This window comes from Aliiroseovarius subalbicans, assembly GCF_022678625.1.
GTDB classification, from domain to species: Bacteria; Pseudomonadota; Alphaproteobacteria; order Rhodobacterales; family Rhodobacteraceae; genus Aliiroseovarius_A; species Aliiroseovarius_A subalbicans.
The window spans coordinates 866,515-879,379 of the sequence record NZ_JALBYQ010000001.1 but is presented as its reverse complement, the minus strand read 5'-3'; the positions used below and the strand labels follow the sequence as shown (position 1 = coordinate 879,379).

Annotated in this window: 13 protein-coding genes; 9 read left to right on the top strand and 4 right to left on the bottom strand. The window is 63.7% G+C overall.

All coding sequences use genetic code 11. The features are described 5' to 3' along the window. Positions 1 to 8: 8 nt before the first annotated feature. The gene (locus tag MN188_RS04320) at positions 9 to 443 is read right to left on the bottom strand and encodes a DUF983 domain-containing protein (RefSeq protein WP_242106366.1); all 435 of its coding nucleotides are present in this window, start codon (positions 441 to 443) and stop codon (positions 9 to 11) included. A gap of 223 nt (positions 444 to 666) precedes the next feature. Here MN188_RS04320 and MN188_RS04315 point away from each other — a divergent pair, with 223 nt between their 5' ends. The 4 genes from MN188_RS04315 (at position 667) to MN188_RS04300 (ending at position 2,847) form a co-directional block, all read left to right on the top strand. Next, positions 667 to 1,293, top strand: a complete 627-nt coding sequence (locus tag MN188_RS04315; protein ID WP_242106365.1) for an EF-hand domain-containing protein — start codon at positions 667 to 669, stop codon at positions 1,291 to 1,293. Between the two features lie 76 nt (positions 1,294 to 1,369). After that, positions 1,370 to 1,957 carry an RNA polymerase sigma factor gene (locus MN188_RS04310; protein ID WP_242106364.1) on the top strand — a complete coding sequence of 196 codons (588 nt, stop codon included), beginning with the start codon at positions 1,370 to 1,372 and terminating at the stop codon, positions 1,955 to 1,957. Next, complete coding sequence (locus MN188_RS04305; RefSeq protein ID WP_242106363.1) at positions 1,944 to 2,336, top strand: dihydroorotate dehydrogenase; 393 nt, start codon at positions 1,944 to 1,946, stop codon at positions 2,334 to 2,336. The genes MN188_RS04310 and MN188_RS04305 overlap by 14 nt, the downstream gene beginning before the upstream one ends. Before the next feature lies 1 nt (position 2,337). Next, positions 2,338 to 2,847: a periplasmic heavy metal sensor gene (locus MN188_RS04300; protein ID WP_242106362.1), complete on the top strand. Its 510-nt coding sequence runs from the start codon at positions 2,338 to 2,340 to the stop codon at positions 2,845 to 2,847. Here MN188_RS04300 and MN188_RS04295 read toward each other — a convergent pair. Further along, on the bottom strand, positions 2,844 to 4,226 hold the full coding sequence (locus MN188_RS04295) for a diguanylate cyclase (protein WP_242106361.1): 1,383 nt from the start codon (positions 4,224 to 4,226) through the stop codon (positions 2,844 to 2,846). The genes MN188_RS04300 and MN188_RS04295 overlap by 4 nt on opposite strands. Before the next feature lie 119 nt (positions 4,227 to 4,345). Between MN188_RS04295 and MN188_RS04290 the strand changes: the two genes are divergently transcribed. Further along, positions 4,346 to 4,624 (top strand): DUF3572 domain-containing protein, encoded by a 279-nt coding sequence (locus MN188_RS04290; protein WP_242106360.1) that lies wholly within the window; start codon positions 4,346 to 4,348, stop codon positions 4,622 to 4,624. Positions 4,625 to 4,958: 334 nt separating this feature from the next. Here the strand turns inward: MN188_RS04290 and MN188_RS04285 are convergent, their stop codons facing one another. Continuing rightward, positions 4,959 to 8,153 (bottom strand): 2Fe-2S iron-sulfur cluster-binding protein, encoded by a 3,195-nt coding sequence (locus MN188_RS04285; RefSeq protein ID WP_242106359.1) that lies wholly within the window; start codon positions 8,151 to 8,153, stop codon positions 4,959 to 4,961. Positions 8,154 to 8,166: 13 nt separating this feature from the next. Further along, positions 8,167 to 8,622, bottom strand: coding sequence for a MarR family winged helix-turn-helix transcriptional regulator (locus MN188_RS04280; protein ID WP_242106358.1), 456 nt, complete (start codon positions 8,620 to 8,622; stop codon positions 8,167 to 8,169). Positions 8,623 to 8,709: 87 nt separating this feature from the next. On the opposite strand from MN188_RS04280, the gene MN188_RS04275 reads away from it, so the two are divergent. The 4 genes from MN188_RS04275 to MN188_RS04260 all read left to right on the top strand — a co-directional run bounded on the left by MN188_RS04275 (position 8,710) and on the right by MN188_RS04260 (position 12,760). Continuing rightward, on the top strand, positions 8,710 to 9,396 hold the full coding sequence (locus tag MN188_RS04275; protein ID WP_242106357.1) for an HAD family hydrolase: 687 nt from the start codon (positions 8,710 to 8,712) through the stop codon (positions 9,394 to 9,396). Between the two features lie 89 nt (positions 9,397 to 9,485). Continuing rightward, complete coding sequence (locus MN188_RS04270) at positions 9,486 to 11,039, top strand: trimethylamine methyltransferase family protein (protein ID WP_242106356.1); 1,554 nt, start codon at positions 9,486 to 9,488, stop codon at positions 11,037 to 11,039. Between the two features lie 90 nt (positions 11,040 to 11,129). Then, positions 11,130 to 11,720 (top strand): heme NO-binding domain-containing protein, encoded by a 591-nt coding sequence (locus MN188_RS04265; protein ID WP_242106355.1) that lies wholly within the window; start codon positions 11,130 to 11,132, stop codon positions 11,718 to 11,720. Further along, entirely contained in the window at positions 11,717 to 12,760 is a 1,044-nt protein-coding gene (locus tag MN188_RS04260) for a diguanylate cyclase domain-containing protein (RefSeq protein ID WP_242106354.1), read from the top strand. The genes MN188_RS04265 and MN188_RS04260 overlap by 4 nt, the downstream gene beginning before the upstream one ends. The last annotated feature ends 105 nt before the right edge of the window (positions 12,761 to 12,865 follow it).

The following is a 12,865-nucleotide window of genomic DNA, read 5'->3' as shown; positions in this document are numbered from 1 at the left end:
GGCCCCTTTCAGTCGGTGGCCGCGTCCCCGTTTTTGTCGGGGGCAAAGCCATGCATGCGTTTGGCCCATTGAAAGGCCACCATGAAGCCTTTGAACCGAGGCAGAAGGTACAGCGCAAGCGCCACGGTTCCAACCGTGAATATCGACGCAAGCGTCATCGGGTCCGGCCGGAACTGCACAAAGGCGATGTGGATCAGCGGCGCCATCAGGTGGCCAACCACGATAATGGTCAGATAGGCCGGGCCGTCGTCGGCGCGGTGATGGTGCAGCTCTTCGCCACACACCGTGCAGGTGTCGCGCACCTTCAGGTAGCTTTTCAGCATCGGCCCGGTGCCGCATTGCGGGCAGCGTCGACGCCAGCCACGCCAGATCGCGGGCTTCAGCGGGCGTTCGCCACCGTCGCCGATCTGCTGGTCTACTGTCTCGACGTGCGTGCCGTTCATGTTTTCGGATCCTGTCTGTTCGCGCCAGTGTCTTACCCTAAGGCCTCCCCTTATGAAAACCATGTCGCCGAATGTCCTTGCGTCGGGATGTCGCAAGGTTTGCCTCTGCCCCGAAAAAAAATTCGACGGAAACCGCAGCGCGGCGCGTTTACCTGTCATGACGCCGGAAGGACATACCGGCGCTTGGGGCAGAAACGCCAAACAAACCTGAGGAGTTACAAGAATGAAACGCACGACAAAAACCGCACTGATCGCCCTTCTGGCAGGATCCGCCGTTCTGGCGACCTCGCTGTCCGCTTCCGCCTTTGGCGGCGGGGACCGCGGTATGCGTGGCCACGGTGGCCCAATGGGCGGGGCCGGCGTTATGCAGCTGGAATTCGCCGATGTAGACATCGACGGCAACGGCCAGATCACGGTGGAAGACCTGATCGCCCACGGTCAGGCCCGGTTCGACGCGGCCGATACCAACAGTGACGGCGCGCTGGACGCTGACGAAATGGCCGCCCAGGCCAAGGCTCGGATGGAAGACCGTCAGGGCCGCGCAGAGGCCCGAGGCGACGGCAAGGGGGATCGCAAAGGCGACCGCCAGGGTGCCAAGGCCGAAAAGCGCATGGGCTGGATGATCGAGAACATCATCGAACGCCGCGATGCCGACAAATCCGGCACCCTGAGCTTCGACGAGATTTCGCCCGACACCACCAAGCTTGACCGTATGATCGACCGGTTCGACACCGACGACGACAACGCCATCTCGGCCGATGAATTCGACGCGGCGCAGAAAGAGATGTTCGAGCGTCACGCGGGCAAAGATGGGCGCAAAGACGGCCGCAAAGGCGACCGGAACAACTGATCCGGCACGGGCAGGCCGGGGTCCCGGCCTGCCCACCGCTTGCGACACCGCCCTTGAACGGTTACCTCGGAACGCGATGGACATGGCATTCGACGCAAACTCAGATGTGACGGACGACGCGCTCTTGGTGGCCTATGGAAATGGCGACCGGGAGGCGGCCATGCTGTTGACCACACGTCTAACCCCGCGCGTTCTGGGCTTTTCCGCCCGGATGCTGGGCGGCGACCGGGCCGAGGCCGAGGACGTGACGCAAGAGGCGATGCTCCGGCTGTGGAAAATCGCACCGGAGTGGCGTCAGGGCGAAGCCAAGGTCACGACCTGGCTGTTCCACGTGGTGCGCAACCTGTGCACCGACCGGCTGCGCAAGCGGCGCGGCGTGGACATCGACAGTATCGCGGAACCGGCAGACGATGCGCCGGGGGCGGTGCAGGGCCTGATCGACACGGATCGGGCGCAGGCGCTTCAGGCCGCGCTGAACCAGCTGCCCGAACGGCAGCGCGTTGCGGTCACACTCCGGCATCTCGACGGGGCCACGAACCCCGAGATTGCCGCGGTTTTGGACATCAGCGTCGAGGCGGTTGAAAGTCTGACCGCCCGGGGCAAGAGAGCACTGGCGGCCCTTCTGGCTGGTCGGCGCGAGGAGTTGGGTTATGGCGAAGACTGAACATGACATTCTGGATGATGCGGCACTTGAGGCCTTCTTTACCGCAGGCCGCGCGGACACGCCCGTCCCATCCTCGGACCTGATGGCCCGCGTGCTGGCGGATGCCGAGGCGCATCAGTCCAAACCACGCCCGATCGCGCGCCCGGCGCAGCGCCGCTCGCTTCTGGCAGGGCTGATTGCCGCGATTGGCGGCTGGCCCGCGCTGGCCGGCATGGCCACCGCGACGGTCGCCGGTGTCTGGCTTGGCTTTGCCCAACCCGATACGCTGAACGCTTTGGCCGGCGGCACGTTGTTGCCCGGCGCAACCGAGACCGGGTATGAGTTGGAAGACCTTGTGCCAAGCTTCAGCAATTTCGGCGCCGTGGTCGAGGAGGGATGAGATGAGCGACAAGACAACAGCCAAGCCCAAGGGCACAGGGCGCCTGACCAAGGTGATCCTGGCCGTGTCGCTGACCGCGAACCTCTTGGTTCTGGGCCTGGTGGCGGGGGCGCATTTGCGCGACGGGGCGGACGACCGCCGCTTTGCCCCGCCCGAACGTTCGGCGATGCGCGACATGGGGTTTGGCCCCTTCGTCGGCGCGCTGTCACGCGAGGACCGGCGCGAGATTGGCAAAGCTTTGCGTGAACGCGGCGGATCGCTGGCCGTGAACCGTGAAGCGCTTGCGGATGAGATGAAGGCGGTGATTTCTGCGCTGCGCGCTGATCCGTTCGACCCTGAGGCCCTGAATGCAGTTCTTGAGGCGCAAAGCCACCGCATTCTGACCCGGGCCGCAGACGGGCGCGCGGTTCTGGTCGACCAGGTCGGCAAGATGGACACCCGCGCGCGTGCGCGCTTTGCCGATCATCTGGAACGGGGATTGCGCGACGCGCTCAACCGCGCCCAGCGCTAGGCGGCGTTTGCATTGCGCACGAAGGTGACCTGATTGCGCCCCTCGGATTTAGAGGCATAAAGCGCGTTGTCCGCGCTTTCCATCAGATCCTCGACCGAGGTTCCAGCGGCGCCCCCCACGGCCACGCCAATGGACATCGTCACCGAAATGTCGATGCCCTTCGAAGGGGAGCGCACGGGGGCGTCGCCGACAACGCGGCGCAGGCGTTCGGCCACGCGGGCCGCCTGAGCTGCGTTGGTCTCGGGCATGGCGATGACGAATTCCTCGCCGCCGATTCGCGCCAAAAGGTCAATCTCGCGCACATTGGCCCCCAGACGCCTTGCAACCTCGACCAACACCTCGTCCCCGACCATGTGGCCGTGGGTGTCGTTCACTGCCTTGAACCGATCCAGATCCAGCACCATCAGGGCGAAGGGCAGTTCGGCCGCGGCAGATTGCGCGGCAATCCGCGACAAGTAGGTCTGGGCATAGCGCCGATTGTAGACACCGGTCAGCGGATCCTGCAACGCCAGGCTCAGATGCTTGTCCAGGCTCTTGCGCAGCGCGTCGGCGTCCATCTTGCGCGCCACCTGACGACGCAGGCGGACGGCCATTTCGCAGGCGTCGAACTCACCGGTGACAACGGATTGTGCCCCAAGGTCCAGCGCCATCGACACCAGATCGGCATCCTCGGGCCGGGCCTGCACGATGATGACCGCATGGCGCGTCGCGGTGCGTGAGCGCAGCTCGCTGACCAGGCGAAGTCCGTCGCCGCGCGTCTCGATCGAGGCGGCGATGACGAAAGCGTCGGGCGCCTCATCCGGTTCCATGTGGCTCAGGACCTCGTCGACGCTCAGCAGGTGGACCCGTTCGCTCAACATGCGTCCCAGGCCCGCACGCCAGCTGATCGCCTCCTGCGGATCCGGGCCGACAAGGGCCAGGCGGGCCTGCCGCTGAAAGCTCTGGCGCGGCTCGGCAAAGCCAAGCTCGCGCGCGGTGCCGTCGCGGCGGTCCAATTCGTCATGCGTGGCGCGGGTGCGTATCAGGTTGCGCACGAGCGCCAGGAAGGCGGCCTCGTCCAATGGTTTGACCAGCACGTCTTCGGCCCCGGCCTCAAGCGCATTCAGGCGCGCGGCGCGGTTGTCACTGGACGCCACGACCACGATCGGAATCGCCGCAATTGCAGGATCGGCCTTCAGCGCGGCGCAAACCTTGGCGCCCCCCCCGTCGGGAATGTTTTGACCCAGCATGATCAAGTCAGGACGTTCGGCGCGCGCCATTGCCTGCGCTTCGGCTCCATCGCGGGCCTGAAGCACGTTGTAACGTGCCGCCGACAGCTTCACCTTCAGGATGATGCGGTTGGTGGCGACGTCATCAGCGATGAGAATGCGTCCGGCCATATGACCTGCGTGCCCTTTCGACAATTGTGCTGCAGCGAGCAACTGGGTTTGCGTTCCGTCTGGTAATTTCTCGCTCACATTAGTTAAGAAAAGGTTTCCAAGTGTTAAGGGAACGGACCATGAAGCAGGAAATTGCCGAGACCGTCGCGCTGCAGGCGTTGGGATGGCTGATCGGGAACGAGGAATTGATGCCCGTGTTCATGGGGGCCACTGGAGTGGCGCAGGAGGATCTGCGGACGCGGGCAGCAGACCCCGTGTTCCTGGCCTCGGTGCTGGACTTCCTGACCATGGATGACGCCTGGGTCATGGCGTTCTGCGACCAGGTCGAACTGGCCTATGGAGACCCCATGCGCGCGCGCCAGGCTTTGCCGGGTGGGGCGCAGGTAAACTGGACTTGAAGTTACGACTGCAATCTATTGATTTGGCACATAAATGAGGGCATGGGATGGACACAGCATCCAGCAATGTGAGGTGTGCAAGTCCAAGGCCACCCGGTCCGCGTTTCGACGGGATGCAATAGGGGCTCTGCGTGCGCACAAAGGAAACGTAACGATTCTTCCTCAGGACAACTGCGGCGGGCTTGTGATCACAAGCCCGAAACCCGTTACCAAAGTCGCTGTGAATAAAGTCAGGTTTCCTGTCGGTTTGCATGATGAACTGCCTGGAAAAACCCCTGCGCGAGAACATGCCAGTTGGGTGTAGAACCGGGTAAGGCGGGTTAACGGCGGGGTCTTACAGATCGATCTCCACCACCCCGTCCGGGTCAGCCGCGCGGCTTTGGCACAGGATCATGTGGTGTTCCCGGTCCTTTTTCGACAGCACGAAATCCCGGTGTTCGACCGCGCCGGACAGCACACCGCATTTGCACACGCCACACAGCCCATCCGAACATTTCACGTCCACATGCACGCCCGCTGCCAGCAGCGCGTCGGTGGGTGCTTCGCCCGCCTTCACCTTCACCTCGCGTCCGGATTTGGCCAGCCGCAGGGTGAAATCGTGGTTTTCATACTCGGGCTGTTCCGGCACGCTGAAATACTCCAGATGCCGCGCCTCTTCGGGGTATCCGCCCGCCTCGGCTGCGTCCATGACAGCCGCCATGTAGACCTCAGGCCCGCAGGTATAGACATGCCGCCCGGTCTCATAGGCCAACAGCCCAGCGAGGTCGGCGCGGCTGCCTTCGTCCGAGACATGCAGGTGCACCTTGTCCGCCCAGGGCACCGCTGCCAGGTCGTCCAGAAACCCCGCCGCCGCGCGGGACGAGCAGGAATAGTGGAGCGCGAAATCGCGCCCCAGTGCGTGGAGCCGGTGTGCCATCGCGATCATCGGCGTCACACCGATGCCGCCGCCCATCAGCATGGTGACTGCGGCCTCTTCCGCCAAGGGAAAGTGGTTGATCGGGTGGGAGACAAACACGCGCCGGCCCTCTTCAAATATCCGGTGCATCAGTTTTGAGCCACCACGCCCCGCGTCCTCGCGCAGCACCGCGATCTGATAGCTGGACCGGTCCGCTGGATCGCCGCACAGGGAATACTGCCGGAAAAACTCGGGCGCCACGACCACGTCGATATGCGCGCCTGCGGTCGCTTCGGGCAGGGGGGTGCCATCGGGGCGGGCGAAGGTGTATTTGGTCACATCTGGCGTCATCCGCTCGACCTTGGAAATCACCGTCTGGATCACCGGCGCGTCGCCCTGGTCGGCGGTGTAGACGTGTTCAGGCGGCTGCCCGGCGGCGCGGCGGCGCTTGTGCTCCTCCGCGTCGATCATCGCCTCATAGGCCGCGATCCCGGCCTCGCGATCCGCCGGAAACGGCCAGTTGTAGGGCGGCGGGGCCAAGGGGGCGGGATAGACGGCAAGCGTCTGGTCCTCGAACCGCAAATCCAGGTCTTTCGACAGCCCGCGCCGGTTCACCGGATGGTCCGGGGGCGCATAGGGCCCGTCGTCCACCATCTCCAGATCCCACCACCAGGTCTTCACCGGGTTGATGCCACCGTTGCCCAGCATATCATCCAGTTTTGCCAATGGCTTGGCCAGCGCCGGTGCCTTCATCGCGGCCCAGCGAAACGGCGCCTCGGCAAACAGGCCTTCCAGATTCCACGGGCAGGTTTTCATGCAGCGCCCGCACATCGCGCCGTTCTTTTGACTGACGCGGTAGGTGGTGCATTTCTGGCTGTCGGATTTCCAGGTCTCGTAGCCGTTGAACATGAGCTTCGGCCCGGCGGTGATGGCGCCCGAGGGGCATTCGCGCGCGCATTTGTTGCACGCCTCACAAAATGCCTGCAGGCCAAAGTCTATCGGCCTGTCGTGGGTCATTTCCATGTTGGTGGTGACAACACCGGATTTCAGGCGTGGGCCAAGGTAGGGGTTGAGGATCACCTCGCCGATCCGGCTGACCTCGCCCAACCCGGACAACAGCAGAAGCGGTGGATGAAGCACCTCGTCATCCATCACCGAATGCACCCGCGCGGTATAGCCCAGCCCGCGCAGATGTTGCGCCAGCACACCGCCCAGCAGCGAAAACCGCAGATAGGCGCGCATCGATTGGGCGCAGGCGATCCAGTCGTCGCCCGAGGCACCCTCCATCGTTTCATGGCCCTGATCGACGATCATCGAAATCGCGTTCTTGTGGTAAGGCGTGATCGGGTCGCCGATCGCGTCGTGGGAATAATAGGCCCAGTCCGGGCAGGCCGACAGGCCCACCGCATCGACGCCCAGGAAATACAGCGCAGCCTTGATGTTGGCGGCATTGCGCGCTGGATCATGCGTGGAGGGATGCACCTTTGCCGCATCCCCGTCCTGCAACAGGATGAAGGCGCCCAGCGAGGGTCGGAAGGCGAAGGCGGCGGCGGATTTGCGCACGTAATTGCCGTTCTTCGACCCCTCCTGCGCCTGTTTGCCAAGATCGCCGAACAAGGACCGCGCGAACATGTTGGCGCGTTTGGGCACGCGGGCGACGTTGGGCTTGTCGATATAGGTCGTGGTGTCCGCGACCCGTTTCAGGCGTTCAAACGGGTGCGGACCGTCGGTGAAGCGTCGTTTGTCGAACGGGTCCGCGTTGCGCATGGTCCGCGCATGACGTCCCAAGCTGTTGCGCCAGGACGCGGGCGGTTTTGCGTTTTGGGCCAGGGGCTTGTCCGGTGAAAGCTCCAGTGTGGTGGTGACGACGGACAGGCCAAAGCGGCGACCGTGGAACGGGTTCACGGCGGCGTCGCCGTCGATAATGGCCAGACCCGCGGCCACTGCCATCTGATCCAGGTGGATGTCCGAGGCGACGGCGGAATGTGCGCGCGCGTCCCAGCCCAGCGAGCGGATGTAATTGGCCAGGGTGACCGAGGTCTCCATGCCGCGCAGGCAGGCGCGGTGCTGCTGCGCGTCGCCAATCCACTCGGCGCCAACCTCATCTGCGCCCGGATCGCGGGGGAAGTCATAGAGGAACACCAGGGCGTGCGTGTGGTGGCGGCAATCTTCGGGCGGCTTGCGCAGGCTTTCGCGCAGCCCCGCCATGATCATGTCGACCCCGGCGGCATAGGTCTTGACCTGCATCGTTTCGATCTTTTGCGCCAACCGGTCCACGTCGGGGTTTTTCATGGGGGTTTCCAACCACGCCGAGGTCGGGATTTCGCAAATGCCAACCTGTGCCGCGTCACAATAATAACCGAATGATTTCAGATGATTGGCGCGCTCCATCGGGTCGGACGGGATCACGCCCCGTTCACGTTTCACCAAGCCTTCGCGGGTGGCGTCCAGCATCGCCTGATACTCCTGCATCGCGTTCACGATCGACAGGGGCTCATCCGCGCGGTGAAAATCGAGGCTGGGCATCGGCGCCAGCTGTTCCAACCCGGTCGGGTGATCCACACGCGGCAAAGCCTCAAGCGGGTAGGGGCCCAGATGCGGCGCGCGATTGCGGTAGGAGAAGAGCTTGGTCATCGTCAGAGCCTTTTCAAAGCTTGGTCAACGGGGCGTCGTCGCCCGCGCGCAGTTTGGTCAGCAGGCGGCGTAGGTCTGCCAATTCCTGTGGGGTCAGCTGAGTTTCAGTGGCATTGCGACTGGCCAGCGCCATTGGTACGGCCTGGTCCAGTCGGGCGCGGCCCAGATCGGTCAGGGTGACACGGGTGGTGCGCCGGTCGTTGTCACCAAGCCCCCGCGTGATCAGTCCGGCGCCCTCCATTTGGCGCAAAGCGCGCGACGTGGCGGTGCGGTCGATGCCGATGAAGGCGGCGATGTCGGACGGGTGGCACAGGCCTTCGTCCTGGGCCGCCAGAAGCACGCACCAGGTGATCCGTGTCAGGTCGAGCGTTTTCAGCTGCGCCTCGAACCGGCGTTCCTGCATCCGCGCAGTGACCGTCAGCTGGTAGCCGATGGCATCATGCAGGCGATAGGGTGGGCGGGGTGACATGGTTGACAATGTCAATCAAATTTCCGCCCCTGTCAACCAGCCCATTTTGCGCTATGGCTGGGCCGGACACAGACAGGAGGGGCCAGGATGCGCGCAGACGGGATACTTTTCGACAAGGACGGCACGCTGTTTCAGTTCGGTGCCACCTGGGAGGCCTGGGCGCGGGCGTTTTTGGACCGGCTGTGTGACCGGGACGTCGCGCGCGCCACGGCAATCGGGGCCGCAATCGGCTATGATTATGCGGCGAATGCGTTCGATCCGGGCTCAATCGTCATCGCGGGCACGCCGGGCGAAGTGGTCGAGGCGCTGACGCCGCATGTCGACCTCGACCCGGTCGCGCTTGAAACCCTCATCAATGACGAGGCCGCGAACGCGCCCCAGGCCGAGGCGGTGGCGCTGGCCCCGTTTCTGGACGGTCTGCGCGCGCTGGGGCTGAAGCTGGGCGTGGCCACCAACGACGCCGAGGCGCCCGCACGGGCACATCTGGCGGCGGCGGGGGTGACCGACAGGTTCGACTTCATCGCGGGCTATGACAGCGGCCACGGGGCCAAGCCGGGGCCTGGCATGTGCCTGGGCTTTGTGGATGCCCTGGCATTGGACCCTTCGCGCGTGGTTATGGTGGGCGACAGCCTGCACGACCTGCACGCAGGTCGTGCGGCGGGGATGCAGGTGGTCGGCGTGCTGACCGGCCTGGCCCCGGCCGAGGTTTTGACCCCATTCGCCGACGTGGTCCTGCCTGATATCGGCCATTTGCCCGGTTGGTTGGCGGGCTGAACGCCAAAAACGACGCATTCGGTCGCAAATACATTGGCGCGGGGCGCGGTCGGGGCTGATCCTGAGGGCAACCAGCAGGAGGCCCACCCATGTGCGCAGACAGACCGAAACGCCGCCGCGCCGGAGGCCGTGCAGGCCATGCCCGCCCGACTGGCGCGATCCAGCAGATGCCCTGGCGCTTGCCGGTCAACCACGACAAGCCGACCGAGCCCTTGAGCGAGGAGGGCGTGCTGGCGATCCACGACGGCGCGATGCGCATCCTGGAAGAGATCGGCATCGAGTTTCTGAACCCCGAGGCGCTGGCGATCCTGAAGGACGCAGGCTGTATCATCGACGGCGACAACGTGCGCATGGGCCGCGACTGGGTGATGGAAATGGTCGCCAAGGCCCCCAGCCAGTTCGACATCACCCCGCGCAACCCGGAGCGCAAGATCACCATCGGCGGCGGTCATATCCTGTTCGGCAACGTCAGTTCGCCGCCAAATTACTGGGATCTGGAGCTCGGATCAAAAGTGCCCGGCACCCGTGAACAATGCGCCAACCTCTTGAAACTCAGCCAGTATTTCAACTGCATCCATTTCGTCGGCGGCTATCCGGTCGAGCCTGTGGATATTCACGCAAGCGTGCGCCATCTGGACGTGCTTTTCGACAAGCTGACCCTGACCGACAAGGTCGCCCATGCCTATTCCTTGGGGCGAGAACGTGTCGAGGACGTGATGGAGATGGTGCGTATCGCCGGCGGGCACAGCCACGCGGAGTTCGACGCCAGCCCGAAGATGTATACCAACATCAACTCGACCAGCCCGCTCAAGCACGATTTCCCGATGATGGACGGCTGGCTGCGGCTGGCGCGGCGCGGACAGGCGCTGGTGGTGACGCCCTTCACGCTTGCGGGCGCGATGGCGCCGGTAACGATGGCAGGCGCGGTGGCGCAGTCGCTGGCCGAGGGCCTGTGCGCGATTGCGCTGGCGCAATACGTGAATCCCGGGGTGCCTTGTGCGATCGGCACCTTTACCTCGAACGTTGACATGAAAACCGGTGCCCCTGCGTTCGGCACGCCGGAATACATGCGCGCGACGCAGATGACGGGGCAGATGGCGCGGTTTTATGACCTTCCGCTGCGGTCTTCGGGCGTCTGTGCGGCCAATGTGCCGGACGGGCAGGCGATGTGGGAAACCTCGAACAGCCTGTGGGCCGCGGTGCAATCGGGCACCAACATGGTCTATCACGCGGCGGGTTGGCTGGAAGGCGGCCTGATCGCGAGCCCCGAGAAATTCATCATGGATTGCGAGGTGATCCAGCAGATCCAGCGCTACCTGGAGCCGGTCACCTGGGCCACCAGCCCCGACGACATCGCGCTGGAGGCAATCCGGGATGTAGGCAATGACGGGCACTTTTTCGGCATCCAGCACACCCAGGACCGCTATACCACCGCGTTTTACCAGCCGTTCCTGTCCGACTGGACCAATTACGAAGGCTGGGAGGCGAACGGCAGCGTCTGGACCCCGGAACGGGCGCATCAGAAATTCAAGGCCATCCTGGAGGAGTTCGAAGCCCCACCGATGGACCCGGCGATCCGCGAGGAATTGGCGGCATTTGTTGCAAAACGAAAAGAAGAAGGCGGCGCGCCCACGGATTTCTGACCCTTGCACCTATCCGAACGGAGAGGCCCACACCGTTTCTTAACACCTGTTCCCTAGGGTTCAGGCTGTGAGTGACTGAGGGTGAGAGATATGCACGGTCTGATCAACAGGTCGTTGGAGAACTTTGTTCGCGACACCTATGGCATCGAGCTTTGGGACAGTGTGATGCAGGAACTGGATCTCGGATACGAGAGTTTCGAGCCGATGTTTCGCTATGACAATGCCGTCACGCGGGCGGTGACGCTGGCCGTGGCGGCCCGGCTGGACCGAACCTGCGAGGATCTGCTGGAGGATTTCGGCACCTACCTGGTGGCGGATGCGCGGTCGGAACGTGTGCGGCGGCTGTTGCGCTTTGGCGGGGTGGATTATCTGGATTTCCTGCATTCGCTGGACGACCTGCCTGGCCGGGCGCATCTGGCGGTGCCCGATCTGGACCTGCCGGATCTGGAGCTTGTCGACCGGGGCGCTGGGGAATTTGCCCTGCGGGTTTCGCATTCCGAAGGCGGCTTTGGTCATGTGCTTCTGGGGGCGCTGCGGGCGTTGGCGGACGATTACGGCGCATTGGCCTTGCTGGAGTATGAAGGGCGCGATGGGATCAACGCGACCCTGTCTATCCGGCTTCTGGACGCCGCATTTCACGAAGGAAAGAATTTCGATCTGGCGGCGGGGGCGGGCGCATGAACGTGATGACAACCCTGCCAACAATCCAGCTGGGCCATGCCGCGCTGGACCACATGATGCCGATGCATGTGCTGGTCGACAGCACGGGTGTGATCTTGCACGCCGGTCCCACTCTGGCCAAGATACGACCGGGCAAGCCTTTGACCGGGCAGTCCTTTTTTCGAACCTTCGAACTGCGTCGGCCGCGCTATATCGACAGTATGGAGGCGGTTTTCGCCCACCAAGGCGCCAAAGTCTATGTTCGGCTGCGCGATGAACATAAGACCCAGCTGATCGGTGTTGCCGCCTGCCTTCCGGGGCAGGAAGGCGTGCTTTTGAACTTCAGCTTCGGCATCACGATCCTCGATGCGGTGAAACGCTATGACCTGGCCGGCTCCGATTTCGCGCCGACCGACTTGACGCTGGAAATGCTGTATCTGGTCGAAGCGAAATCCGCCGCGATGGAGGCCAGCAACAAGCTGGCGCACAAGCTGCACGGTCAGAAAAGCGAAGCTGAGGCCGAGGCGTCATCGGATACGCTGACCGGTCTGCACAACAGGCGCGCGCTGGATCAGGCGTTGGACCGTCTGATCAGTCGCGACATTCCGTTCACGCTGATGAATCTCGACCTCGATTTCTTCAAGGCGGTGAACGATACGCTTGGCCATGCGGCGGGCGATCTGGTTCTGAAGCAAGTGGCGCGCATCCTTGTTGAAGAAACCCGCGACGACGACTTGGTGGCACGGGTTGGGGGCGACGAGTTTGTGCTGCTGTTTCCCGGCATGACGGATGAGGTGCGGTTGATGGCCATCTCGCGTCGTATTATCCGCCGGCTTGAAGAACCGGTGCCGTACCGCGACGAGTTCTGCCGTATCTCGGCCTCTATCGGCATGGTGCGGTCGAACTGCTACCCGGTTCCGTCCGCCGAACGCATGCTGGAAGATGCCGATATCGCGCTTTATGCGTCAAAAGATCGGGGCCGGGCCCAGGCCACGATGTTCAGTGCAGCCTTGGTCGACGGCGACAAAGAAGCATCGGTTGCAGGCCTGCCCGGCCGGTGACCTGCCCAGGGTGCGACACAAGCGCGACGGGCCTGTCTAGGCGTTGATCTGCCTGCTCGGACGCAAGCGAAAGAAGAGCATAAAGTGATGATAACACGGTAGGGT